This is a genomic window from uncultured Lutibacter sp., from assembly GCF_947495725.1.
Classification (GTDB): domain Bacteria; phylum Bacteroidota; class Bacteroidia; order Flavobacteriales; family Flavobacteriaceae; genus Lutibacter.
Genome location: NZ_CANLZZ010000002.1, coordinates 294,305 through 320,209, shown reverse-complemented (window position 1 = coordinate 320,209; position 25,905 = coordinate 294,305). Strand labels below are relative to the sequence as shown.

Sequence of the window (25,905 nt, the reverse complement as noted above, 5' to 3'; positions counted from 1 at the left end):
ATATTACAATTATATATAATTAGTTTTTTGTATTTTTATAAAAAACCACAATAAATATTTATGCTTAAACAGAGCTTACAATTTAAATTATTACAAAAATTATCTCCTCAACAAATTCAGTTAATGAAGTTAATTCAATTGCCTACACAAGCATTTGAACAAAAACTAAAACAAGAATTAGAGGAAAATCCTGCTTTGGAAAGTGGTAAAGAATCAATTGATGAATACGAAAATTCACAAAATGATGATTATGATGATGATGGAAATGAAAGTATAAGTACTGACGATATAAATATTGATGAATATTTAAGTGATGACGAAATTCCTAATTATAAAACCCAAGCAAATAATTATTCATCTGATGATGACGAAAAAAATGTTCCATACGCTTCTGGAACTTCCTTTACACAACATTTAAAGAATCAAATGAACACCTATCGTTTAACAGAAAACGAAGAAATAATATGTGATTTTTTAATTGGAAGTATTGACGAAAGTGGCTATTTAAGAAGAGATTTAATCGATGTTTTAGATGATTTAGCATTTACCCAAAACATATTTTCAACTATAGAGGAGCTAGAAAAATTATTGCATTTAGTGCAGCAATTAGATCCTGCTGGAGTTGGAGCTAGAGATTTAAAAGAATGTTTAATTCTTCAATTAAAAAGAAAAAAAGAAAAACCAAGTAGAGAACTTGCAATTAATATCCTTGAAACTTCATTTGAACATTTTGCAAAAAAGCATTATAAAAAATTATTAAAAAAACTTCATATATCAGAAGAACAACTTAAAGAAGCAATTTCTCAAATAGAGAAACTTAACCCAAAACCTGGAGGTTCATATGTTGGTAATAATAAAATAGCGGAACAAATTGTTCCAGATTTTAACATTAGAATAGTTGAAGGAGAACTAGAATTAACGTTAAACTCCAGAAATGCACCCGAATTACACGTTTCAAAAGAATATAACGATTTATTGTTAGGCTATAAAGATTCTAAAGAAAAATCTAAGTCGCAAAAGGAAGCTGTACAATTTATAAAACAAAAATTAGATTCCGCAAAATGGTTTATTGACGCTATTAAACAACGTCAGCAAACATTATTACTAAATATGAATGCAATTATGCAATATCAAAAGGAATATTTTTTAACCGGAGATGAGCGTAAATTAAAACCAATGATTTTAAAAGATATTGCAGACACTATAAACATGGATGTATCAACAGTTTCAAGAGTTGCAAATAGTAAATATGTAAATACACCTTATGGAACTACCTTAATAAAAGATTTCTTCTCTGAATCAATGAAGAATGATCAAGGAGAAGATGTTTCAACTCGTGAAATAAAAAATATTTTAGAAACCGTAATAAAAGAGGAAAACAAAAAGAAACCTTTAACCGATGATAAATTATCAATTATTTTAAAAGAAAAAGGTTACCCTATTGCACGAAGAACAGTTGCAAAATATAGAGAGCAATTAGATATACCAGTTGCTCGATTAAGAAAGAAAATTTAGGAAAATGGCTGTGAAATTTTCAAAATTTATTTCTATATTTTTTCATCCGATTAATTTTCCAATAATTGGGGCATTTATATATTTTTTATTCATTCCTAAACATATTTTTAAACCGCAAGAGTATACCATTTTAATGGTTATTTTTATTGGAACCTATGTGTTTCCTTTGGTATTTCTTTACCTTCTTAAACGCTTTGGAATGATTAATAGTTACTATATGGCAAATATAGAAGAACGAAAATTTCCCACACTATTATTCCTTTTTATCTCTATAATAATTGGAAATTGGCTTTATAGAACTGAAATTGTCCATTTATTATCTATATTGTATTTTGGATATGGGTTAGGATTTTTAGTATCCTATATCTTCTTATATCTCAATTTAAAAATAAGCCTTCACACTGCTGCTATTGGAGGATTAATTGGTTTTTTAATCTATTTTAGCATTTCCTATAAATTAAATATTATTGGAATTATATCCGCGTTTTTTGTTTTAGCAGGAATTATTGCATCTGCTAGACTACGATTAAAAGCACACACTCTTTCAGAAGTTTTTATTGGATTCCTAGCGGGTATATTTACTCAATTTATCACCTATGCTATTTATTACATAATGTAAAAGATAACTCCAATTTTAAAATCTTTTAAATCTAAAGGTTCATCACTTACATTTCCTTCTTTAAAAATTGGATTTAAACCATAATAAATAAACAAATTCCAGGTACTATATCCTGCCGATAAAGTTAATCCATATTGAAATTTATTAATTTCGGATATTTTTTTAACTTTAATTGACTCAAGATCATCTTTATATACAGATTCTGAAATAAACAGATATGAAGCCTTAATACCAGCATAAACCCTAAAAAACTTATACTTTTCTAAAGTTGAATTCCTCCATCTTAATTCAAATGGTATATCAATTGAATGCAATCTCAGTGAATTTGATTTATAATCAGATGCCAATTCAAATGTAGTATCAAAATTATTTTTCGAAATTTTCAGGTTTTGGATAAAGACATTATAACCGTAACCTAAACCTAGGCCTAAACCAAATTTCCCTTCAATGTTAAATGGTACATCTTTTATAAACCCAAATGAAAGCCCCCCTGAGAAACCATTTTCAGAAAGTTCACTAGGCTTATTCGTTAAAATATTGTATGTTAATGATAAATATAATTGATCCTCTAAATAAGGCGATTTTAACGAATCTTTCTCTTCTTGGGCAGTTACTATAACAAAGCTAAAGAGGAATACTATAAAAAGATTTTTTTTTATCATAAAAACAAAGATACTTTATAAACACAAAAAAGGCAACCATAACTGATTGCCTTTTTTGTGTTTATGAAAATAACAATACTAATTAGTAAAATTACTTTTTAGGTCATTTCCTTTTGTTGTTGAAAAACTAACTTTAAGAGCGTTTATATCTCTTAACTGTTCTTTAATATCCAATATAGTACCTACGTTAGCTTCTTTATCTGCTTTTATTGAAGTAGTCATATACTTAACTTCTTCTTCCTTTCGAGCAGCTCTTTCTGCAAAGATAAAACTTGGTACATCATTCACGTCAATAATTTTATCATTAACCTGAATTTTATCCCCTGCTATTCTTGTATCTTTTGATTTACCAACATAAATTGTACTTACCAAACTTTTGTGCTCTAATTTCTTTACTTCACTTGCAGTTGGTAAAATTGGTTTTTTAATTAATAAATCTGTCTCCCTCATAGTTGTTGACACCATAAAAAAGAATAACAACATAAATACAATATCAGGTAAAGATGCCGTAGAAATTGCAGGTAAACCTTTTTTCTTCTTTTTAAATTTACTCATATCTGATATTATTTAATTGGTTCTGGCTCTGAGATAATTTGAGGATAACTATCCTTTAAAAAGTCAATTTTCTCTTTTAATTTTTCTCCACCATTATCATTATAGTCCTTTAACATATCGCTATATGTTCTTTTATATTTTGCCAAAGCTAAACGATTTCTCAACTCATTATAAGATGCCTCAATTTCATTTTGAATAGACACATACATACCATAAGTAGTACCTCTATCACTTTGTAAAGATATAATTGCCTTAGATGGGTGATCTGAAGATGCCGGATCTTTTGCACCTTGACAATAATCACAAGGTGTTCCAGGAGTACCATCTGCTTTTGGAGCAGAAACACCACCTCCATTGTCAATAAAATCCATCGCTATTTTTCTAATATCAGAAACCTGAACAAAGTCAGTTCCTTCAATTAAAATTTGATTGTTTCTATTAACCGTAATATCTAAAACATTCTTTTCTTTAATAGTAACTTCAGGAGTATCTTCAGTTTTCTCAGGTAATTTACGAGCAATCCCTGAATCAACATCCATAGTTGTAGTTACTAAGAAAAATATTAAAAGCAAGAACGCAATGTCCGCCATTGAACCAGCATTAATTTCTGAATTTTCTCTTCTTGCCATAGTTCTTTTATTTTGCTAGTCCTTTAATAAAGTCTAATAGGAAAAATACTAATCCAATAGCTCCTAATATAAAACTAAAGTTTATACCAGTACTTACCCATTTAGAAATACTTCCAGCTTCTCCATCTTCTAATACTCTTCCACTTACATCTAATACTGCAGCATCTGAAGAAACAGAATATGCAATAACCAAGATTACAGCTAATGCTCCTAGACCAATCAATGTTCTTTTAAGCACTTGTGGATTTTTAACCAAGTTTATTAAAGAAAACACTACAGAAATTACTGCAGTAGCAATTAAGATAAACTTAGCAAAGCTAATAAACGGAGAAACAATACTTGCCTGTACATCGGCATCTGTTTCTATTGTATCATCACCTATCATAACAATTCTAATGAAGAAGTAGAATGCTACTAATCCAATAAGACCCGCTACAATAGTTAATATTTTTGATAGTTTCTTATTCATAATTTCTCTTATTTTTTGTGTTTAACCAAAAGGTCAACAAGTGAAATTGAAGCATCTTCCATATTATTAACAATACTATCTACTTTTGAAATAATATAGTTATAAAATATTTGAAGAATAATTGCAACAACTAAACCAAATACTGTTGTTAATAATGCCACTTTAATACCACCTGCAACAACAGTTGGAGAAATATCTCCTGCCGCTTGAATAGAGTCAAATGCACTAATCATACCAATTACCGTTCCCATGAAACCAAGCATTGGAGCCAAAGCAATAAATAAAGATAACCAAGAGATATTTTTCTCTAATAATCCCATTTGAACTCCACCGTAACCTACAACTGCTTTTTCAGCTGCATCTACACCTTCGTCCATTCTATCTAAACCTTGATAAAATATTGAAGCAACAGGACCTTTTGTATTTCTACAAACTTCCTTTGCAGCTTCTACTCCACCAGATGCTAAAGCCTCGTCAACTTTATTTACTAATTTTTTAGTATTAGTAGTTGCCATATTTAGATAAATAATTCTTTCGATTGCGATTGCCAACCCTAAAATTAAGGCTACTAATACAATTCCCATAAAGAAAGGTCCACCTTCAATAAAACGTTGTTTTAATTCTTGGTGAAATGTTTTCGATTCCGCGTCAGCAACTTGTTCCGTTTTTGCTGCATCTTGTGCAATAGCCTTAGGAGCTGCTCCAAATAACAATAATCCTGTGATTGCAAGGATAGTAAATACTCTTTTCATCGTGTAATAGTTAATTTATTAATTTTTATGGTTTAAATATATTAATTTTCTCTGCTAAAGTAATATTTTAAGAGTAAAATTAAGGAAATTCATTCGTCAAAAACATCTCTTTTTTTACAACTTTGCGAATGGCAAGTAACAAAAAAATGTTGAATTTTAAAAGTTTTATAGACACTTTAAATTATTTTTTTTTCGAGCTATGTATTTTTTAAATTCATTAAAATAAAATCATAAAATTCTAATTTTATTGTATTATCGTCTGTAAATTTAACAATTATTTGCCAATATTTTAATAGAAAAAAATATTTTTAACTAATTTCACCTCTTATTGAAGTTTCAAAAATTTCTTTGAAACCAGTTTTTGGAATATCTTGTCCTAACATGTACATTAATTTCGCCAAAGCAGACTCTGTTGTTATATCTTTTCCATCAATAATTCCCATCTCTTTCATTCTTTCGCTCGTTTGGTAATGTCCCATTATAACAGAGCCACTTAAACATTGTGTTACATTAACTATTACTATATTTTTCTTTAACGTTTCTTCTAAAACAGTTAAAAACCATTCTTCCGTTGGTGCATTTCCCGATCCATAAGTTTCCAGTATTACCCCTTTTAGATCTTTAATTGACAATATACTTTCAACAATATTTTTATTAATTCCAGGGAATATTTTTAAAATAACTATATTTCTATTTAAATTTTTTCTTACAATTAATGGTTTATTTGTCTCCTTTTTCTTCTGAAGCTGCTTATTAAATTTTAAATGAACTCCACTTTCAGCCAAAGGGGTTAAATTTGGCGAAGCAAATGCTTGAAAATGTTCTGAATTAACCTTGGTAGTTCTATTTCCTCTGTATAACTTATACTCAAAATATAAACAAACTTCTGAAACTATTGAACGTCCATTTTCTTGTGATGATGCAATTTCAATAGAAGTTATTAAATTTTCTTTAGCATCTGTTCTTAAATCACCAATTGGCAATTGTGATCCTGTAAAAATAATGGGCTTATTCAAATTTTCTAACATAAAACTTATTGCCGATGCAGTAAATGCCATTGTATCTGAACCATGTAGTACCACAAAACCATCAAAATTTTTATAATTATTTTCCAGAATTTCAGCCAAATTAATCCAATGCTCAATATTCATGTTAGATGAATCTATAGGAGTTCTAAACGAAATACTCTCTATTTTACAATTTAATAGATTAATTTCTGGAATTTGCTTTAATAATTCATCAAAATTAAAAGTCTTTAATGCCCCGGTTTTAAAGTCCTTAACCATACCGATTGTTCCTCCAGTATATATTAAAAGAATTTTAGGTTTTTTTGTCATTTTGTCTATATGCTAAAAAATGGAATAATTTATGTTGTAAATTTACCAAATTATAATACATTAACTAAAAAAGAATAAAAATGGGTGGATATTATATAATTATTGGTCTTATCTCAATAATAAGTTGGCTAGTAAGTCAACAATTAAAAAGAAAATTTAATTATTATTCAAAAATTCAATTACAAAATGGGCTTAGCGGAAGAGAAATTGCTGAAAAAATGTTGAAGGACAATGGCATATTTGATGTGAAAGTAATTTCAACGCCTGGACGACTTACGGATCATTACAATCCAAGTAATAAAACTGTAAATTTAAGTGAAGCTGTTTATAACGAAAGAAATGCGTCGGCTGCTGCCGTGGCTTCACATGAAGTAGGTCATGCAGTTCAGCATGCACAAGCTTATCAATGGCTTCAAATGCGTTCCAAACTAGTTCCAGCAGTTAGTATAACTTCAAAATTTTCTATGTGGTTAGTAATTGGAGGAGTTGTATTAGGTGCTGCTTCGGGTAGTTCTGGTATAGGATTTACCATAGCAATTGCGGGACTTGCAATGATGGCATTAGCAACGGTATTCAGTTTTGTAACACTTCCTGTAGAATATGATGCTAGCAATAGAGCCTTAGCTTGGTTAAAAACCAATAATATGTTAACCGCTAATGAACAAGATGGAGCAAAAGATGCATTGAAATGGGCAGCAAGAACCTATTTGGTTGCTGCACTTGGTTCACTTGCAATGCTATTTTATTGGGGATTGAAGATTTTTGGATCAAGAGATTAACAAGAATAAAATTATTGAATTTTTAATTATCTCTTAACCTATTGAAAATGGACCAACTATTGGCGTTTTAGTGGCTTTCAGTTACTTTAGATACTTTTCTATGTTTTTTTATTGGTGAAGGAGAATTTAATTGTTGCTTACAAAAATTCCGTAATTTTGGTAAATAGAGGCTTCTATAATACTAATATCTTATAACAAGTATTATAAGTTTTTTTAGCTATTCTATTTTTTTTTAGAATAGTTTTATCTAATTAATGCAGATACACTTATTTTTCTTTTATTTAAAATAAATGTAAAAAAAAAGGATATGAAATTTCATATCCTTTTTTTTTTATAATATTTAAAATTAATCCTCTTGAGGAATAATTTTAAAATCTTCCATAAATTTTGTGGTATAGTTTCCAGACAAGTACTGTTCATTTTCCATTAATTGCCTATGGAAAGGAATTGTTGTTTTTATACCTTCAATAACAAATTCATCTAAAGCTCTTCTCATTTTACTAATAGCCTCTTCCCTAGTTTGAGCCGTAGTAATTAACTTTGCTATCATTGAATCATAATTAGGTGGAATAGTGTATCCAGCATACACATGCGTATCAACTCTTACTCCATGACCACCTGGAATATGTAAGGTTACTATTTTCCCTGGACTAGGTCTAAAATCGTTAAAAGGATCTTCTGCATTAATTCTACATTCAATCGAATGTAATTTTGGCATATAATTTTTACCAGAAATTGGAATTCCTGCAGCTACTTTTATTTGTTCATAAATTAGGTCGTGATCTATAACCTGTTCCGTAATTGGGTGTTCAACTTGAATTCGCGTATTCATTTCCATAAAATAGAAATTTCTATGCTTGTCTACTAAAAATTCAATTGTTCCCGCTCCTTCATATTTAATAGATTCTGCTGCCTTAACCGCTGCATCACCCATTTTTTTTCTTAATTGAGGAGTCATAAACGGAGAAGGTGCTTCCTCTGTTAATTTTTGATGACGACGTTGAATAGAACAATCTCTTTCTGATAAATGACAGGCCTTTCCAAATGAATCTCCAATAATTTGAATTTCAATATGACGAGGTTCTTCAATCAACTTTTCCATGTACATACCATCATTTCCAAAACAAGCAAAGGCTTCTTGTCTTGCGGCATCCCAAAATTCTTTTAATTTATCTTTCTCCCAAACGGCTCTCATTCCTTTTCCTCCTCCTCCAGCAGTTGCTTTTAACATCACAGGAAAGCCCATTTCATTTGCTAAGGTTTCCGCCTCCTCAAAAGTTTCTAAAATTCCATCTGAACCAGGAATAGTTGGCACACCTGCAGCTTTCATAGTGGCACGAGCTGAAGCTTTATCTCCCATTTGGCTTATCATTTCGGCTGAGGCTCCAATGAATTTTATTCCATGTTCTTCACAAAGTTTTGAAAACTTAGCATTTTCGGATAAAAAACCGTAACCTGGGTGTATTGCATCTGCATTGGTAATTTCCGCTGCAGCTAAAATAGATTGCATTTTCAAATAAGATTCACTACTTGCTGGTGGTCCAATGCATACTGCTTCATCGGCAAATCGAACATGTAAACTTTCAGCATCTGCAGTTGAATAAACTGCTACAGTCTTTACTCCAATTTCTTTACAGGTTCTAATAACTCTTAAAGCTATTTCACCTCTATTGGCTATTAATATTTTTTTAAACATAAATTCTTCTAATTTTCAATGATCAAATAACAAATTCCATAAATACATGGATTTTGAGAATTAAAAATTGGGATTTATATTATGATGGATCAACTAAAAATAGAGGCTGTCCAAATTCAACCGGTGTTCCATCTTCTAATAGTATTTTAACTATTTTCCCAGATACTTCAGCTTCAATTTCGTTGAATAATTTCATAGCTTCAACCATACACACAACTGTATCTGGACTTACATTGTCACCTACTTCAACAAAAACAGGCTTGTCTGGTGAAGGTTTTCTATAAAAAGTCCCAATAATTGGTGAAGTAATTTCTATGTATTTTGATTCAGCAGAATCAGCTTTATCTTCAGTTGAAGCCGCTTCAACCGGAGCTGATGTTCCAACTTGTGGTGTAAGAGACATTTGAGGCATACCCATTGGTGCTTGTTGCACAATAGTAGTTTCAGTTTTTTCAGCTCCTGTTTTAATGGTGATTTTAATATCCTCCATTTCTAATTTAACCTCATTTGCACCTGATTTGGCAACAAATTTTATTAAATTTTGAATATCTTTTAAATCCATATTCATTAAGTTTTAGTTGTTAATGTTATTTAAGAATTATATGCCCAAGTTAGGTAGATTGACCCCCAAGTAAATCCACCTCCAAATGCGGCAAAAATTATTTTATCTCCTTTTTTTAATTGTTTTTCGTAATCGGCAATAAGCAATGGTAGTGTAGCCGATGTAGTGTTTCCGTAATTTTGAATATTCATCATTACTTTTGAGCTATCTAATTTTATTCTATTAGCTGTTGCTTCAATAATACGCTTATTTGCTTGGTGTGCTGCTAACCACGCAACATCATCTTTTGTCAAGTTATTTCTAGTTAACATTTTTTCAGCAACGTCGGCCATATTAAAAACTGCATTTTTAAAAACAGTTTTCCCTTCTTGATATACGTAATGTTCTCTTTTATCAAATGTATCTTTGTTATAAGGATAACATGAGCCGCCAGCTTTCGCTCTTAAAAATTCTCTTCCTGCTCCATCACTTCTTAAATATTCATCTTGAACTCCTAGCCCTTCTTCATTAGGTTCAAATAAAGCAGCACCAGCTCCATCTCCAAAAATTATACAAGTAGCTCTATCTGTATAATCAATCATTGAAGAACATTTATCTGCACCAATTAATAATACTTTTTTGTATTTACCTGATTCAATATATCTGGATGCTACGGACATCCCATATAAAAAACTAGAACAAGCTGCTTCTAAGTCGAACCCGAAGGCATTTATTGCTCCAATTTCAGTAGCAACATATGCAGCGGTTGCAGCTGCTTGCATATCTGGTGTTGCTGTGGCAACTAATACAAGTTCTATTTCTGTTGGATCTAAATTTTTCTTTTGAATTAATTCTTCGGCCGCTTTAATTGCCATATAAGAGGTGCCTAAACCTTCTCCTTTTAGAATTCGCCTTTCTTTGATTCCGGTACGTGTAGTAATCCACTCGTCATTGGTATCTACCATTTCCTCCAACATTTTATTTGTTAAAACGTCTTCTGGTAAATATTTACCCATGGCTGTAATTGCTGCAGTAATTTTAGTCATATTTATATGTCTTTTATAAAAAAAGAGTGCTCAAAGTAATGAAATTAATTTTACTTTTATGATAATTTTCAACACAAATAAACAAATTTCACTCCAAAAAACACAAAAAACCCTCAATTTGAGAGTTTTTTTAATTCTTTTTTTAATACCTATTAAGCTTGAACTTCTTCAGAATCAATTACTATTTGACCTCTATAATAAAGTTTTCCTTCATGCCAATGAGCTCTGTGGTATAAATGCGCTTCACCTGTAGTAGGATCAACCGCAACCTGAGGAGCTACAGCTTTGTAATGAGTTCTTCTTTTGTCTCTTCTAGTTTTTGATATTTTTCTTTTAGGATGTGCCATTACTCTTATTTTTTTCTATTAGTATATTCTTTAATTTATTCCATCTTGGGTCAATTTCTTTCGATTCATCGACCTCTAGACTTTCGTCTATATCATTAATTTCAAATTCTTTTAACTTTTCTAACATGTCCGATTTTAAAGTTCCGTCCTCAACTCCAGGATGCACTTTTTTTATTGGAACATCTAATACAATTGCTTCATATATATATTGGGCAATGTTTAATTTAAATTCTGAATGAGGTATTATTAATAATTCCTCGTTATCATTATTAAATTCGTCTCCAAATTTCACAATTAAATAAAAACTTGTTTCAATTGGTTGGTGAAATAACTCATTTGTTAAATCACAAGAAACCTCAACCCAACCTAAAAAAGTAAAATTTAACTCAAACATTGTAGCCTTTTTTAAAAAGGATACATTTACGTTTACGTTTGAATTGTAAAACTCTTCGTATTTAAAAAAATTAAAGAACTCTTTTTCTATCTTATAATCAAATTGAGAAATTCCTTCCTTTAAACCAACAAAAGAAATATCATAATCTTTTAAATCTTTCATAATTGAACTTCAATTTGAGCGTGCAAAGATATAAATTATAATATAAAAGCATAAAAAAAAAGTAAAATTTATACTTTTTCTTTAGTTTGTTTTGATTTTAAAATGTTTTTAGTCAAACTTTTATACTCTTTTCTAGTTTTAAACACTTTAATTCCAGTAAAAACCGCTTCTTTAAAGGAATTAACATTTGCTTCATTTTTACCCGCTAATTCATATGCGGTTCCATGATCAGGAGATGTTCTAATTTTATCTAAACCGGCTGTATAATTTACCCCTTCGCCAAATGATAACGATTTAAATGGGCCTAAACCTTGATCGTGATACATTGCTAAAACCCCATCGAAATTTTTATAATTTTCTGAACCAAAAAAACTATCTGCAGCATAAGGCCCATAAACTAGTTTCCCTTGGTTTTGAATTTCTAAAATTGTTGGTCTAATTATTTCATCATCTTCATTACCTATTACTCCATTATCTCCACAATGTGGATTTAAACCTAATATTGCAATTTTCGGTTTAGAAATGGCAAAATCCTGAACCAAAGTATTGTATAGTACTTCTACTTTAGCTTTAATTAATTGAGGGGTAATTGTTTCAGAGACTTTTGAAACCGGTATATGTCCTGTTATTAAACCTATTTTTAATGAACTTGTCATTAAAATCATTAAACTTTCGCCTTTAAGTTTAGATTCTAAATATTCTGTATGCCCAGGAAATTTAAATTCCTCCGATTGGATATTATCTTTATTTATTGGGGCCGTAACTAATACATCAATTTCTTCATTAATAAGAGCATTTGTTGCCGCCTCTAATGATTCAAAAGCTAATTTACCTGATTGTGCTGTGGGTTTCCCCAAATTAATTTGTATTTCATCTTTCCATAAATTTAACACATTAATTTTTCCGTCAATAGCGGCATTTATATGTTTAATACCATTTACAGGAACATTATTGTTTAAACTCTTTTTATAAGTTGAAATTAATTTTGTGCTACCAAATATAATAGGAGTACAAAAATCTAACATTCGTTTATCTGAAAAGGTTTTTAAAATAATTTCTATACCAATTCCATTAAAATCCCCAATAGAAATCCCTAATTTTATTTTTTCAAATTCATCCATAAATACACTTATAATGCTTAATTTTGAGTTCTCAAAAGTAATGAATTAAATTAACAAATTATGTTTACAGGTATAATAGAAGGATTGGGATTAGTTAAAAATATTGTTAAAGAAGGAGATAACTTACATATTAGTATAGAATGTGATTTTACTTCAGAATTAAAAATTGACCAAAGTGTTGCACATAATGGTGTATGTTTAACTGCTGTAAACATTAAAGATTCTACTTATACCGTAACTGCAATTAAAGAAACTCTTGATAAAACTAATTTAAAACATCTTAAAATAGGTGATAAAGTAAACCTTGAGCGCGCAATGATTTTAGGAGCGCGTTTAGATGGTCATATTGTACAAGGGCACGTGGATCAAACTGCAATTTGTACAGAGGTTATTGAAGAAGATGGTAGTTGGGTTTTTAGTTTTGAATATGATAGTTCCTTAAATAATGTTACCATTGAGAAAGGCTCAATTACCATAAATGGAACTAGCTTAACAGTTGTAAACTCTAAGAAAAATAGTTTTTCTGTTGCTATTATTCCTTACACCTATGAACATACTAATTTCCATACTTTTAAAAATGGAACGGTAGTGAATTTAGAATTTGATGTTATAGGAAAATATGTTGCTAAATTACTAGAAAAATAATTTTTATTTTTTCTTTAATAAAGAATAAACTCCAAAAGCAACACCCGAAATTAAAAGCATTGACAAACCCCCATCAATAGGTAAACCTGGTTGTCCATCATTAGATTTTGGAAATGGTGGTATTTTGTTTGCAAATACATTAAAGCATGTAAAAACTAACAGAAGACTTATATAGTATCTTATCGGGGTACGATACATATCAATAGTTGGGGTTAACTAAATTTTAATGATAATTCAAACAAATATAACAATTTTCAATTGATTTAAACTTTACAAATCTATAAACGGTAATAAATCACAAATAATTAGAGCATATCCTACAACTAATTGGAATATAGCATTGATATTTTTTTATTTTTTACCAAAGCAAAAAAAAATCAATAAAAAAATTGCAACCTAAAATTGATTTAAAAATAATTCCGAAATTTAAAAAAAAGCCTTACATCTCTGTAAGGCTTTAACGTTTCTAAAAAGTGGTCCCACTTGGGCTCGAACCAAGGACCCTCTGATTATGAGTCAGATGCTCTAACCAGCTGAGCTATGGGACCTGAAACAGGTTGCAAAATTACTACTTTTTATATTATACACAACTGTTTTTTTATTTTTTTAAAAATATTTTTAATAAGTTTTTTTAATTCTTTCTTAATCTTACACTTAAGATATTAAAAAATAACTGTTGATTTAGTTTGCAAGTTAATTATGCTTTATAATTTTTCCTTAGCCATACTTTTTGGTACTCTCTTTTTAATATTAAAAACACTAATTGGTGAACTATTACTTCAAACTTCTCCTGTCCAACTTTTGCTAACTCTTTTTCTGAAACATCTATACGATATACTAAATTTAAATAATCATCATATTTATACTTCAACAAGCTAAGAATTACTTCGTTTAAATGGTCAAAAAGTTTTTCGGTAGATAATTCTAAATTGAATTGTATATCAATATTTGCTAATTCAAAATCCTTGTTTAGTTGTTGAATTAGATTTACAACTAAATTTTCAGATTCTAAAACACCAATTAATTCAATTGAATTTTTGGGTGTTAACATTATATCGTACGTTTCATTAAACCTAAACCAAAGTTCTTAAGAACCTCTTTTTTATTCTCTGAAATTGATAAGTCATCTAAATATTTAAACGCCTTTTCAGTATAATTCTGAATTTCATTTTTAATTAAATTATCAATGCTATTATCCTTAAAAATTGAAGTAACTTTCTGTACCTTACAACCATCAATATCTTGCGAATTATACAATGTAAATAACTCTTTTTTTACATTTTCATCGCAAATTTCAGCGGCTTTTAAATACAAATAGGTTTTTTTATTTTCTATAATATCGCCTCCTATTTGTTTCCCAAAGGTCTCTGCGTTTCCAAAAGTATCTAAATAATCATCTTGTAATTGAAACGCTAAACCTAAATTTAAACCAAAATTATAGATAACTTCTGTTTCCTTTCCTGAAGCATTTGAAACCATTGCCCCCATTTGCATTGCCGCCCCAATTAAAACCGATGTTTTATTGGTTATCATTTTTATATATTCGTTAATAGTAACATCATTTCTAGTTTCAAAATCAATATCCCATTGCTGCCCTTCACAAACTTCCAAAGCTGTTTTGCTAAATAACAACATTAGCTTTTTAAACAAATTGGGCTCATAATTTTCAACGCATTGATAGGCCATAATCAACATTGCATCTCCAGATAAAATTCCTGTATTCTCATCCCACTTTTTATGAACAGTTTTCTTTCCTCTTCTAATTGGAGCACTGTCCATTATATCATCATGTACCAATGTAAAATTATGAAACACCTCAATTGCCAATGCAACATCCAAAGCTTTTTTATAATCTTCACCAAACAAATCACAAACCATTAAGGCTAAAATAGGTCGCAATCTCTTACCTCCTATTTCCAATATATATTCTATTGGTTTATAAAGATTTACAGGCTCTTTTACCTGAATTTTTTCATTTAAGAAACTTAAAAACTCTTGCTTAAAATCTTCTAAATTCATTCCATTTTGTTTAAGTGTAAAAATACACTTTTATAATAAATGGAATTCAATTAAGACTCAATTGTTATAAAAGTGTTAAAACTAAGGAAACTTTTTTTGTTTCTAAAGTTTCCTTAACTATATTTGCACACTCAATTTTAAGATAGAAATTTGAATAAATGAAAGAATTAATACTAAAAAAAACCGGAGATATTTTTCTGAAATTTGGTTTTAAAAGTGTAACAATGGATGATATTGCTAACGATTTAGCAATATCAAAAAAAACGTTGTATAAATATTTTAAAAATAAAGAAGATTTAGTTGATCAAGCAATTATTGGTTTTCACGAGGAATGCTTATGTAAAATTAATGGCATTTGCTCTTTTGGCTATAACGCTATTGAAGAAAATTTTGAAATTAAAAAAATTTTCAAAGATTTACTTCAAAACTCAGATGAATCTCCAATGTTTCAACTAAAAAAGTATTATCCCAAAACTTATAATAAGGTAATGACTAAAGAGTTTAATGTATTTCAAAACTGTATCATTACAAATATTAACAAAGGAATTTCAGAAGGATTGTACAGAAATAATTTAAACCAATCTGTTATTTCAAGGTTTTATTTTGCATTGGTTTTTAGCGTGCACGATGAAAATTTATTTACCTATAAAAAAAATTCGGTAAAACAACTAGAAATTGATGTACTAGAATATCACACCCGAGCAATTGCAACCGAAAGAGGAATTAAAGAGCTCGAAAAACAACTATTAAAATTAAACAATATTTAGTAATGAAAAAATCGCTAATAATTACACTCACTCTATTAATAAGTGTAGTATCAACTGCGCAGCAAAGTATATCACTTTCACTAGATCAAGCAATTGATTACGCATTAAAAAACAGTTATACAGCTTTAAACGCTAACCGAGACATAAACGCAGCTAAATTAAAAAAATGGGAAACCACAACAATTGGTTTACCTCAAGTAAGCGCCACAATAGATTATCAGAATTGGATAAAACAACAAGTTTCTTTAATTCCGGCAGAATTTTTTGGTGGAGTTGAGGGAGAATTCGCAGAAGTTGCTTTTGGCACAAAACAGAATATGACAGCAACAGCAACTCTTAATCAGTTAATTTTTGACGGCTCGTATATTGTTGGGTTGCAATCGGCAAAGGTATATTTACAAATTTCGGAAAATGCAAAAGAAAAAACCGAGTTAAGTATTCGCGAAGCCGTTATAAATGCATATGGTAATGTTTTAATGAGCGAAGAAAGCGCTGAAATATTACAAAACAACTTAGCTTCCCTACAAAAAACACTTAATGAAACAACTGAAATTTATAAAAATGGACTAAATGAAGAAGAAGATGTTGAACAATTAAAAATTACATTGGCGTCTGTAAAAAGCAATTTATCACGAACAAAAAAATTAAATAAAATTGCTTATCAAATGCTTAATATTACTTTAGGTATTGACATAAACACAAACCTTATTTTAACAAATAAGCTATCAGAACTAGCACAAGAATCATCTGTATTTAATTTCAATTCTGAAAATTTTAATATTGAAGATCATATTGATTATAAAATTGCTAAAAACACCGAAAAATCAAACGAATTACTGGTAAAACTAGAACAAAGTAAAGCATTACCTACATTATCTAGTTTTATTAATTTTGGATATTCTGGGTTTGGTCAAGATTTTAATTTCCTTAAAAGTGAACAAAAATGGTTCGATTCCTCAATGTTAGGTGTAAGCTTAAATGTTCCCATTTTTAGCAGTTTCGCAAGAAATTCGCGAACACAACAAGCAAAAATTGAATTAGATAAAGCAAAAACCGATTTAACCCAAATACAACAAAATTTATTATTGAAATTAGCATCAGCCAAAACTGATTACAACTATAACATTGAAGAGTTAGAAACTTCAAAACAAAATTTAGCGCTAGCTAAACGTATAGAAAACAAACAACAAATTAAATTTTTTGAAGGAATCTCAAGCAGTTTTGAACTCGCTGAAGCTCAAAGACAATTATATCAAATGCAACAAAATTATTTACAAGCAATGCTAAATGTAATAGCAAGCAAAGCAACTTTAGACAACGCCTTAAACACACCTATTAACTAATAATCAATAGAAAAAAACAATGAAAACTAAATTAAACATATTACTAATAATTTTCGCCATAACATTAAGTAATTGCGGAGGCGGTGAAAACGTAAAAGTAAACACTAAAAATATTGAAAAATTAATTGAAAATAATGACTTAAGTGGTTTAAAATCAGCAAAAGAAAAAATAACTGCAGAATACTCTTCTTTAAGAAATGAATTAGACAGAATTAATGAAGTATTAGCAAAGTTAGACACCGTTACAAAAGCTTATGATGTAACAGCTATTAAAGTTAAAGATACTTTATTTTCACATTTTGTAGAATTTCAAGGAAACGTAAAAACAAAACAAAACCTAGTTATCCTTTCCGAATACAACGGAACTTTAAGTAAAGTTTATGTAAAAGAAGGACAAAATGTTGTTAAAGGTCAAATTTTAGCAAAAATTGATGATGGAGGATTAAGTAAACAAGTTGCCCAATTACAAGCACAAGCCGAATTGGCAAAAACTACATTTGAACGTCAGAAAAAATTATGGGAACAAAAAATAGGTTCTGAAATTCAATACTTACAAGCCGAAACTAATGCAAAAGCAGCTCAAAACTCCTTAGAGCAATTAAAAGTTCAATTAGGAAAAACAAATGTTCGAGCTCCATTTTCTGGAACAATAGACAATGTAATTACAGACCAAGGTTCAATAGTTGCTGCTGGCACTCAATTATTTAGAATTGTAAACCTAAACAGCATGTATGTTGAAGCCGAAGTACCAGAAAAGTACATAACCTCAATAAAAAAAGGAACATCGGCAAAAGTTTACCTACCAATGTTAGACCAAACTATAGAAAGCAACGTTCGCCAAGTAAGTAACTTTATAAACCCTAACAACCGCTCGTTCACTATTGAAGTTGCTGTTCCTAATAAAAACGGAAATGTAAAACCAAATTTAACTTCCAAAGTAAGTGTAAATGACTACAACAATGAGAAGGCAATATTAATACCCCAAAGTGTAATTTCTGAAAATGCAAATGGAGAAGAATATGTTTATGTTACCTCTGTTGTTGACGGAAAAACAAAAGCCAAAAAAGTAATTATAAAAACTTCAAAATCCCAAGGAGGAGTTATTGAAATTACTAATGGTTTAACAATTAACGACGAATTAATTGTTGAAGGAGCAAGATCTATTAGAAACGGACAATTAATTAATATCAAGTAACCAATGGCTAATAACAAAACTGAAAAGGAATTTGGTTTATCCTCGTGGTCAATAGACAATAAAACTACTATTTATGTTATTGTAGCAATATTTCTATTTGTTGGATTATCGGCTTACTACAGTATGCCGCGCGAGAGTTTTCCCGAAATAAAAGAAACCAAAGTATATATAAGTTCTGTATACCCAGGAAATACAGCCGAAGATATTGAACGATTAATAACCGACCCTCTTGAAGAGGAAGTGAAAAATATTTCTAATGTTGTTGAAGTATTATCTACATCACAAGAAGATTATTCAATTATTACAGTTGAATTCGATGAAAATATAACTGTAGAACAGGCTCTTCAAAAGATTAAAGACGAAGTTGACGCAGTAAAAGCAGGCGAAGATTGGCCAACATATAACAATGCCAAAATTGAACCTAATGTTTTTGACTTAAATATAGCTGAAGAAACTCCAATTTCTAACATCAATATTTCTGGAGATTACCCAGTTGAAAAGTTAAAAGAATATGGAGAATATTTAGAAAAAGAAATTGAAGCTTTCCCACAAATTAAACAAGTTGATATTAGAGGAGCCCAAGAAAAAGAAGTTGAAATTGCGGTAGATATTTATAAAATGACGGCTGCAAAAATTAGTTTTGACGACGTAATTAATGCAGTTGGTGGTGGTAATGTTACAATTTCAGCAGGAAATTTAATTTCAAGTGGACAACGCAGAAACATTCGAGTTATTGGAGAAATTAAAGACCCTAAAGAACTTGAAGATTTTGTAGTAAAATCGGAAAATGGAGCAACTTATTTAAAAGATATTGCTAAAATTGCCTTTAAAGAAGAAGAGAAAACTACATACGCCCGATCATATGGAGAAAATGTAGTAATGCTGGAAGTTAAAAAACGTTCAGGTAAAAATATGATTCGTGCTGCAGAGCAAATTGATGAATTAATTACAAAAATAAAAAAGAATAATATTTTCCCTTCAGATGTTAAAGTTGAAGTAGCAAACGATCAATCAGATATGACTATAAACCAAGTAAACGACTTGGTAAACAACATTATTTTTGGTATTCTACTTGTAGTAGGAGTCTTAACTTTCTTCTTAGGTTTTAGAAATGCGCTATTTGTTGGTTTCGCTATTCCAATGTCAATGTTTATGTCGTTTATGATATTAAACTTGTTTGGCTACACTTTAAACACAATGGTACTTTTTGGTTTGGTAATGGGGCTAGGTATGTTGGTTGACAATGGTATTGTGGTTGTGGAAAACGTTTATCGTTTAATGGACGAAGAGGGAATGAGTCGAACCGAAGCTGCAAAAAAGGGTATTGGAGAAATAGCTTTCCCTATTATTATTTCAACAGCAACAACAGTAGCTGCTTTTTTACCATTAGGATTTTGGCCTGGAGTAATGGGACAATTTATGATGATTTTACCAATTACACTTTCCATTGTTTTAGGTTCTTCATTATTTGTAGCTGTATTTTTTAATTCAACCTTAACTTCAAACTTTATGAAGGTTGATGAAGGTGAAAAAGATGAAATAAACGTAAAACAATTAATACTTTATAGTGGTATTTTATTTGTTGTAGGGTTATTAATATTTATTGGAGGAGGAGCAATAAAAGCACTAGGAACTCTAATGATATTTATGAGTATAATGCTTTGGATTTACAAATTTGCATTAAGTAAAATTGCCGATTATTTTCAGAATGTTATTTTAAGAAAATTAGAAATTTCATATAGAAAATTCTTAAAATTTGCATTAACTGGATTTATGCCGTATGTATTTTTATTTGGAACTATTGCTTTGTTATTTATTTCGTTTGTGGTAGTTGGAATTGCACAACCTAAAGTTGAATTTTTCCCGGATAATAAACCAAATCAAATTATTGTTTACATAGAATATCCTCAAGGAACAGACATTGAAAAAACTAATCAAATAACAAAAGAAATTGAACAAGATGTTTATGCCGTAATAGAAAATTATGTAGATGATGAAGGTTACAACTACATGGTAGATTCTACAGTTTCTCAAGTTGGTGAAGGTGCAGGAAATCCACAAACCGATGGCGGTTCTAGTGCAGAAATGCCACATAAAGGAAAAATTACAGTTTCACTTAGAGAATTTAAATTCCGTAGAGGAAAAGATAGTGAAGAGCTGCGTAAAGAAGTTCAGGCGGCCGTAAAAGGATATCCAGGTGTATTAGTTTCTGTTGAAAAAGATGCAAATGGACCTCCTGTAGGTTACCCAATAAATATTGAAATTTTAGGTGATGATTATGATGATTTAATTGCTACCGCCGACCAAATGAGAACATTCTTAAACCAAAAAGGAATATCTGGTGTAGAAGAATTAAAAATTGATGTTAATAAAGATAAACCTGGACTTAGAGTTAATGTAGACAGAAAAAAGGCTGGTGAACTAAGTATTTCTGCTAGCCAAGTTGGTATGCAAATGCGTAGAGCATTATTTGGTGAAAAAGCAGGTGTTTATAAAGAAGGAGGCGAAGACTACGATATTAATGTTCGTTTTAACAGCGAAAATAGATATAATAAAAGTTCTTTATTCAATCAAAAAATAACCTTTAGAGACCCTGCAAATGGACAAATAAAAGAAATCCCTGTAGCGGCATTAGTTTCAGAAAAAAACAATAATTCATTTAGTGCAATTAAACACAGAGACCTAGAGCGTGTTGTTTTACTATATTCTGGAGTATTGGCTGGTTATAATGGAAATGAAGTGGTAAACCATGTAAAAGCCGAACTAAAAGGTTTTGAAATGCCGAAAAATGTAAAGTACAAATTTACTGGTGAAATGGAAGAACAGGAAGATAACATGAACTTTTTAACTGGGGCGTTATTAACTGGTCTTGGTTTAATTCTATTTTTATTAATATTCCAATTCAACTCCATATCAAAACCATTAATTATTATGATGGCAATTTTCTTGAGCTTTATTGGTGTCCTATTTGGCCTAGTAATATTTAATATGAACTTTGTTATTATGATGACAATGGTTGGTATTATTTCTCTTGCCGGTATTGTGGTAAATAATGGTGTAGTACTACTCGATTATACAGAGTTATTAATGACAAGAAAGAAAAATTCAATGGGATTACCTGCCAACTATCAATTACGTAATGAAATAATTTTTAATTTAATTGTTGAAGGTGGAAAATCTCGTTTACGTCCTGTATTATTAACTGCAATTACAACCGTTTTAGGGTTAGTACCTTTGGCAATTGGTTTAAATATTGATTTCTTCTCGCTATTTAGTGAGTTCGATCCAAAAATTTATGTGGGTGGAGATAATGTAGTTTTTTGGGGACCATTAGCTTGGACAGTAATATTTGGATTAACATTCGCTACTTTCTTAACATTGGTAATTGTCCCTGTTACATTCTATCTTGTTAATAAATTAAAATATAGAATTAAGCGCAACAGACAATAATATTAAATAAAGTTTGATAAAGAAAAGCCTCTTTTATAGAGGCTTTTTTTATTTTTACACAAATGAAACCACAAAAAACATATACGGTTACTGAAGCTACCCAAGCATTAGAACACTTTTGTGCTTATCAAGAACGTAACCATAAAGAAGTTGAACAAAAATTGCGAAATCTTAATATGATTCCAGAAGCTCGAGATCATATTATTTTACATTTATTACAAAACAACTTTCTAAATGAAGAACGCTATGCCAAAGCGTATGTACGTGGAAAATTTAACCAAAATAAATGGGGAAAAATTAAAATAATAAAAGAACTTAAATTTAAAAATATTTCTTCCTACAATATAAAAAGTGGTTTAAAAGAAATCTCTGAAGAAGATTATTTACTAACTCTTGAAATGTTGGCTACAAAAAAAAGTAACTTAATAAAAGAGCCTAATCAATTTAAAAAAACAGCCAAATTAGCAACTTATTTAATTTCAAAAGGCTATGAAACTGAACTAGTTTTTCCAATTGCTAAAAAGTTGGTATTAAATAAAATATAACTGATTTCCATCATATTTATTTGTTTCTAATTTTTCTAATTTTAGTTATTAATAAAAGTAAAAAATTATTCTTATGAAATCGTATATTACTGTTTTTCTCTTTCTTATTTTCAGTTCTTGTTTATATGCTCAACAAACAACATTACCAAAAAAAACAGCAAAAGGAAATTTACAAGAAATTACCCTTTTTTATGATAATGGTAACATTATGCAACATGGATTTTACACAAATGACGGTAAATTACATGCTTCTTGGGAAAGTTATAACATGGATGGTACAAAAAAATGCTATGCAACTTATAACTACGGAGTTAAAGTTGGAACTTGGACTTATTGGAGTAAAGATAAAATTACCAAAGTAGAATATGATAATAATAAAATTATTAGTATAGAAGAATTTGACAATCCAGAAAAACCAAAAATTAATGAATAGATTTTATTAGTTTGTTTTTTATAAAAATTGAATCGTGTTTTTTGGTTTGTTTAATTACATCTTGTATGGCATCATTTGGAATAGTTACTGAAAGAACATAATGCTCAATTTTCCACTCTTTACCATATTTTTTTACAACTCCCGAACCTCTGCAAATTCCCATCCAGGTATTTAAAAGTTCATCAAACCAACCTAAATTTGGACTGTTTTCAGAATTTAAATAAACATTTCTTTCAATTACTTTAAAATCCCAAGCTTTACCTTCATCAAAATAAGGTTTGCTAAATTTTTTAAACTCATTGATACTCCAATTTTCAGAAGCATCTGTACCAATAAAAACACCATTATTAGACATTGCATTGAAGTAGGCTTCAAAATTCGCATCAGCTGCGTTTTTGTGCCAATTATTAATTAAACTGTTGATAGTTTCCTCTTCATCTAACTTCTGCTTTAAATTATTTTTTGTTGGTAAATTGTTACAACTTAAAATAGTTAAACAAATTAAAATAAAGGCGCCTATTTTTTTCATAAATTATTGTTTTTTTCTAGAAACTCTAGGGCTTATTTTCACTCTAGCATCATTCTGTTTTTCTATTTCAATAGGCACTTCTGTATCAACATCTAATGCATTTTGTATGTCTTCAGCTTTATAAATTGTGTTTATTTTAGAATTAACAGCCGAATATAATTCAATAATTTTTTTCACCTCCTCCTTTACTTCATCCTTAGAAATTGAAGGAATATTAGCCATATCTGATAACCTAAGTGTTTCGTTATGAAGTACGTTAAATCTGGCTACTACATTTTTTTCTTTTAATTTATCAACTCTTATAGAATCCTTCATAATTTGCACTAAATCCGAAAGTTCTTTTGCATTGTTCAATGCTTCGAGGTTTGAAACATTGTAATACTTTAACATAAAACTATCTACATCTTTATACTCTTTCCAGTGATTTAATGCTCTCTTGGCATTAGGAATTAAGGTTTCGCTTATATTATTTACAATCCTATCAGAATCAACCACTAAGGAGTCAATATTTTCGGATACTTCCACCACTTTTCTTTCATCTTTACAAGAAAACGTTAGAAGAATGATTATTAATAAAACTGGATATATATGCCTCATTGTAAAACTAATTAGCCCCAAAAATACTAATAAAATAACTGTTCTAATTAAAAATTATTATTTTCATAAAAAACAATTACAAAGAAATTGAATATTTAATTTCAGTATATTTGATAAAATCAAAATTGAATTATTTTAAATGAGTAACGGCATTTTAATTATTGGAGCCTGCGGGCAAATTGGCACTGAATTAACTTTAAAATTGCGTGAATTAAACGGAAATAAAAACGTAATTGCTTCAGATATTAGAGAGGGAAACAAAGAACTAATGAAGTCTGGTCCGTTTGAAATAGTTAATGCAATGGAGTATGAATCTATTTTGAGCACTATTGAAAAGTATAATATTACTGAAGTATATTTAATGGCTGCAATGCTTTCTGCCACAGGCGAAAAATTTCCTGATAAAGCTTGGCAATTAAATATGGAGTCTCTTTTCAACGTTTTAAATTTAGCTAAAGTAGGGAAAATAAAAAGATTGTTTTGGCCAAGCTCTATAGCTGTTTTTGGACCAACAACTCCAAAAGAAAACACACCTCAGCAAACTGTTATGGAACCTAGCACTGTATATGGAATAAGCAAACTTGCAGGTGAAAGATGGTGTGAATATTACCACAATAAGTATGGAGTAGATGTAAGAAGCATTAGATATCCAGGCATAATAAGCTGGAAAACCCAGCCTGGAGGTGGAACTACAGATTATGCCGTAGAAATATTTCATAAAGCATTAATTATTGGAAAATATAACTGCTTTTTAAGTAAAGACACTAAATTACCAATGATGTACATGGATGATGCCATAGATGCTACCGTGAGTATTATGAATGCAAAATCTGAACATATTAAAATTCGTTCATCCTATAATTTAGCTGCAATGAGTTTTACTCCAGAAGAATTAGCACTAGAAATAAAGAAAATTGTGCCCGAATTTAAAATTTTGTTTAACCCCGATTTTCGACAAAAAATAGCTGACAGTTGGCCAAAAAGTATTAACGACATAAGTGCTAGAGAAGATTGGGGATGGAATCATAATTTTAACATAAAAAAAATGACAGAATCAATGCTAAACAATTTATACTCGAAATACGAAATTGTTTAAAAGTTTATAAACTTTTTCAATCTTTCATTTCTAAAATTAAATCTTTTTTTAAAGAAATCAAACCTTACCAAACCCCTCTAACAGCTAATATTACATTTGTATCTAACTGATATACAGACCTGAAAATTACTAAAACGTTTTAGTAATTTTTGATTTTATATGACATACATCATATCTTTAAACTATTGGTTACTCTAATTTTGTAGGGTAATTTTTCAGTTAAACAAAATAATAAATAAAACATATAATTATGAATATTTCACATATCGAACATATTGGAATAGCAGTTAACAACATAGAAGAATCAATAAAATACTACGAAGGTGTTTTAGGATTAAAATGTTATGCTATTGAAGAAGTTGCGGATCAAAAAGTTAAAACAGCCTTTTTTATGGTTGGTGAAACTAAAATTGAATTACTAGAAAGCACTTCTCCTGATGGGCCAATAGGAAAATTTATTGCAAAAAAAGGACAAGGAATACACCATTTAGCATTTGCAGTTCCTAATGCATCTGAAGCTTTAAAATTAGCTGATGAACTCGGAGTTCAGCTTGTTGACAAAGTTTCTCGTAAAGGAGCTGAAGGTTTAAATATTGGATTTCTTCACCCAAAATCAACACAAGGAGTACTTACTGAACTTTGTTCAAAAGAATAATTGACAA

Annotated in this window: 29 protein-coding genes and 1 tRNA gene; 12 read left to right on the top strand and 18 right to left on the bottom strand. The window is 29.7% G+C overall.

Annotation, left to right across the window (positions count from 1 at the left end):
• Window positions 1-60: 60 nt before the first annotated feature.
• Both rpoN and Q0776_RS05165 read left to right on the top strand, forming a co-directional pair.
• The gene (rpoN, locus tag Q0776_RS05170; protein ID WP_298365722.1) at window positions 61-1,515 is read left to right on the top strand and encodes an RNA polymerase factor sigma-54; all 1,455 of its coding nucleotides are present in this window, start codon (window positions 61-63) and stop codon (window positions 1,513-1,515) included.
• 4 nt (window positions 1,516-1,519) lie between these two features.
• Entirely contained in the window at window positions 1,520-2,134 is a 615-nt protein-coding gene (locus Q0776_RS05165) for a hypothetical protein (protein ID WP_298365720.1), read from the top strand.
• On the opposite strand, the gene Q0776_RS05160 is transcribed toward Q0776_RS05165, so the two are convergent.
• From Q0776_RS05160 to Q0776_RS05135, 6 genes are all read right to left on the bottom strand, one after another.
• Complete coding sequence (locus Q0776_RS05160) at window positions 2,122-2,796, bottom strand: porin family protein (RefSeq protein ID WP_298365718.1); 675 nt, start codon at window positions 2,794-2,796, stop codon at window positions 2,122-2,124. The genes Q0776_RS05165 and Q0776_RS05160 overlap by 13 nt on opposite strands.
• 78 nt (window positions 2,797-2,874) lie before the next feature.
• The gene (locus Q0776_RS05155; protein ID WP_298365716.1) at window positions 2,875-3,351 is read right to left on the bottom strand and encodes a biopolymer transporter ExbD; all 477 of its coding nucleotides are present in this window, start codon (window positions 3,349-3,351) and stop codon (window positions 2,875-2,877) included.
• A gap of 8 nt (window positions 3,352-3,359) precedes the next feature.
• Complete coding sequence (locus Q0776_RS05150; RefSeq protein ID WP_298365714.1) at window positions 3,360-3,980, bottom strand: biopolymer transporter ExbD; 621 nt, start codon at window positions 3,978-3,980, stop codon at window positions 3,360-3,362.
• Between the two features lie 7 nt (window positions 3,981-3,987).
• Window positions 3,988-4,449, bottom strand: coding sequence for a hypothetical protein (locus Q0776_RS05145; protein WP_298365712.1), 462 nt, complete (start codon window positions 4,447-4,449; stop codon window positions 3,988-3,990).
• Window positions 4,450-4,457: 8 nt separating this feature from the next.
• Complete coding sequence (locus Q0776_RS05140) at window positions 4,458-5,201, bottom strand: MotA/TolQ/ExbB proton channel family protein (protein WP_298365710.1); 744 nt, start codon at window positions 5,199-5,201, stop codon at window positions 4,458-4,460.
• A 308-nt stretch (window positions 5,202-5,509) separates the two neighbouring features.
• Window positions 5,510-6,538, bottom strand: a complete 1,029-nt coding sequence (locus tag Q0776_RS05135; RefSeq protein WP_298365708.1) for an asparaginase — start codon at window positions 6,536-6,538, stop codon at window positions 5,510-5,512.
• 80 nt (window positions 6,539-6,618) lie between these two features.
• Between Q0776_RS05135 and Q0776_RS05130 the strand changes: the two genes are divergently transcribed.
• Window positions 6,619-7,317: a zinc metallopeptidase gene (locus tag Q0776_RS05130; protein ID WP_298365706.1), complete on the top strand. Its 699-nt coding sequence runs from the start codon at window positions 6,619-6,621 to the stop codon at window positions 7,315-7,317.
• A 346-nt stretch (window positions 7,318-7,663) separates the two neighbouring features.
• Here the strand turns inward: Q0776_RS05130 and accC are convergent, their stop codons facing one another.
• The 6 genes from accC to pdxA all read right to left on the bottom strand — a co-directional run bounded on the left by accC (window position 7,664) and on the right by pdxA (window position 12,624).
• Entirely contained in the window at window positions 7,664-9,013 is a 1,350-nt protein-coding gene (accC, locus tag Q0776_RS05125; protein ID WP_298365704.1) for an acetyl-CoA carboxylase biotin carboxylase subunit, read from the bottom strand.
• Between the two features lie 79 nt (window positions 9,014-9,092).
• Complete coding sequence (accB, locus tag Q0776_RS05120; RefSeq protein WP_298365702.1) at window positions 9,093-9,575, bottom strand: acetyl-CoA carboxylase biotin carboxyl carrier protein; 483 nt, start codon at window positions 9,573-9,575, stop codon at window positions 9,093-9,095.
• Window positions 9,576-9,604: 29 nt separating this feature from the next.
• Complete coding sequence (locus Q0776_RS05115) at window positions 9,605-10,600, bottom strand: beta-ketoacyl-ACP synthase III (protein ID WP_298365700.1); 996 nt, start codon at window positions 10,598-10,600, stop codon at window positions 9,605-9,607.
• A 152-nt stretch (window positions 10,601-10,752) separates the two neighbouring features.
• Window positions 10,753-10,947 (bottom strand): 50S ribosomal protein L32, encoded by a 195-nt coding sequence (gene rpmF / locus Q0776_RS05110; RefSeq protein ID WP_089381594.1) that lies wholly within the window; start codon window positions 10,945-10,947, stop codon window positions 10,753-10,755.
• Window positions 10,934-11,503 (bottom strand): DUF177 domain-containing protein, encoded by a 570-nt coding sequence (locus Q0776_RS05105; RefSeq protein WP_298365696.1) that lies wholly within the window; start codon window positions 11,501-11,503, stop codon window positions 10,934-10,936. Before Q0776_RS05105 ends, rpmF begins: the two co-directional genes overlap by 14 nt.
• A 68-nt stretch (window positions 11,504-11,571) precedes the next feature.
• Window positions 11,572-12,624: a 4-hydroxythreonine-4-phosphate dehydrogenase PdxA gene (gene pdxA / locus Q0776_RS05100; protein ID WP_298365694.1), complete on the bottom strand. Its 1,053-nt coding sequence runs from the start codon at window positions 12,622-12,624 to the stop codon at window positions 11,572-11,574.
• Window positions 12,625-12,684: 60 nt separating this feature from the next.
• Between pdxA and Q0776_RS05095 the strand changes: the two genes are divergently transcribed.
• Window positions 12,685-13,269 (top strand): riboflavin synthase, encoded by a 585-nt coding sequence (locus Q0776_RS05095; RefSeq protein ID WP_298365692.1) that lies wholly within the window; start codon window positions 12,685-12,687, stop codon window positions 13,267-13,269.
• Between the two features lie 3 nt (window positions 13,270-13,272).
• On the opposite strand, the gene Q0776_RS05090 is transcribed toward Q0776_RS05095, so the two are convergent.
• The 4 genes from Q0776_RS05090 to Q0776_RS05075 form a co-directional block, all read right to left on the bottom strand.
• On the bottom strand, window positions 13,273-13,467 hold the full coding sequence (locus Q0776_RS05090) for a PID-CTERM protein-sorting domain-containing protein (RefSeq protein WP_298365691.1): 195 nt from the start codon (window positions 13,465-13,467) through the stop codon (window positions 13,273-13,275).
• Between the two features lie 276 nt (window positions 13,468-13,743).
• Window positions 13,744-13,817: transfer RNA gene (locus Q0776_RS05085), tRNA-Ile, on the bottom strand.
• Between the two features lie 149 nt (window positions 13,818-13,966).
• The gene (locus Q0776_RS05080; protein WP_298365689.1) at window positions 13,967-14,320 is read right to left on the bottom strand and encodes a hypothetical protein; all 354 of its coding nucleotides are present in this window, start codon (window positions 14,318-14,320) and stop codon (window positions 13,967-13,969) included.
• Window positions 14,320-15,288: a polyprenyl synthetase family protein gene (locus Q0776_RS05075; RefSeq protein WP_298365687.1), complete on the bottom strand. Its 969-nt coding sequence runs from the start codon at window positions 15,286-15,288 to the stop codon at window positions 14,320-14,322. The genes Q0776_RS05080 and Q0776_RS05075 overlap by 1 nt, the downstream gene beginning before the upstream one ends.
• A 158-nt stretch (window positions 15,289-15,446) precedes the next feature.
• On the opposite strand from Q0776_RS05075, the gene Q0776_RS05070 reads away from it, so the two are divergent.
• The 6 genes from Q0776_RS05070 to Q0776_RS05045 all read left to right on the top strand — a co-directional run bounded on the left by Q0776_RS05070 (window position 15,447) and on the right by Q0776_RS05045 (window position 23,021).
• Window positions 15,447-16,055 (top strand): TetR/AcrR family transcriptional regulator, encoded by a 609-nt coding sequence (locus Q0776_RS05070; RefSeq protein ID WP_298365683.1) that lies wholly within the window; start codon window positions 15,447-15,449, stop codon window positions 16,053-16,055.
• A 2-nt stretch (window positions 16,056-16,057) separates the two neighbouring features.
• Window positions 16,058-17,398, top strand: coding sequence for a TolC family protein (locus Q0776_RS05065; RefSeq protein ID WP_298365681.1), 1,341 nt, complete (start codon window positions 16,058-16,060; stop codon window positions 17,396-17,398).
• Between the two features lie 19 nt (window positions 17,399-17,417).
• On the top strand, window positions 17,418-18,593 hold the full coding sequence (locus Q0776_RS05060; RefSeq protein WP_298365680.1) for an efflux RND transporter periplasmic adaptor subunit: 1,176 nt from the start codon (window positions 17,418-17,420) through the stop codon (window positions 18,591-18,593).
• A 3-nt stretch (window positions 18,594-18,596) separates the two neighbouring features.
• On the top strand, window positions 18,597-22,043 hold the full coding sequence (locus tag Q0776_RS05055) for an efflux RND transporter permease subunit (protein WP_298365678.1): 3,447 nt from the start codon (window positions 18,597-18,599) through the stop codon (window positions 22,041-22,043).
• A gap of 62 nt (window positions 22,044-22,105) precedes the next feature.
• Window positions 22,106-22,588 carry a regulatory protein RecX gene (locus Q0776_RS05050; RefSeq protein ID WP_298365674.1) on the top strand — a complete coding sequence of 161 codons (483 nt, stop codon included), beginning with the start codon at window positions 22,106-22,108 and terminating at the stop codon, window positions 22,586-22,588.
• 73 nt (window positions 22,589-22,661) lie between these two features.
• Entirely contained in the window at window positions 22,662-23,021 is a 360-nt protein-coding gene (locus Q0776_RS05045) for a hypothetical protein (RefSeq protein ID WP_298365672.1), read from the top strand.
• On the opposite strand, the gene Q0776_RS05040 is transcribed toward Q0776_RS05045, so the two are convergent.
• Together Q0776_RS05040 and Q0776_RS05035 are read right to left on the bottom strand one after the other, a co-directional pair.
• Window positions 23,011-23,550: a nuclear transport factor 2 family protein gene (locus Q0776_RS05040; protein WP_298365670.1), complete on the bottom strand. Its 540-nt coding sequence runs from the start codon at window positions 23,548-23,550 to the stop codon at window positions 23,011-23,013. The two genes, Q0776_RS05045 and Q0776_RS05040, sit on opposite strands and share 11 nt — an antisense overlap.
• Window positions 23,551-23,553: 3 nt before the next feature.
• Window positions 23,554-24,147, bottom strand: coding sequence for a hypothetical protein (locus Q0776_RS05035; RefSeq protein WP_298365669.1), 594 nt, complete (start codon window positions 24,145-24,147; stop codon window positions 23,554-23,556).
• Between the two features lie 139 nt (window positions 24,148-24,286).
• Between Q0776_RS05035 and Q0776_RS05030 the strand changes: the two genes are divergently transcribed.
• Together Q0776_RS05030 and mce are read left to right on the top strand one after the other, a co-directional pair.
• Complete coding sequence (locus Q0776_RS05030; protein ID WP_298365667.1) at window positions 24,287-25,243, top strand: NAD-dependent epimerase/dehydratase family protein; 957 nt, start codon at window positions 24,287-24,289, stop codon at window positions 25,241-25,243.
• A 250-nt stretch (window positions 25,244-25,493) separates the two neighbouring features.
• Complete coding sequence (mce, locus tag Q0776_RS05025; RefSeq protein ID WP_298365665.1) at window positions 25,494-25,898, top strand: methylmalonyl-CoA epimerase; 405 nt, start codon at window positions 25,494-25,496, stop codon at window positions 25,896-25,898.
• The last annotated feature ends 7 nt before the right edge of the window (window positions 25,899-25,905 follow it).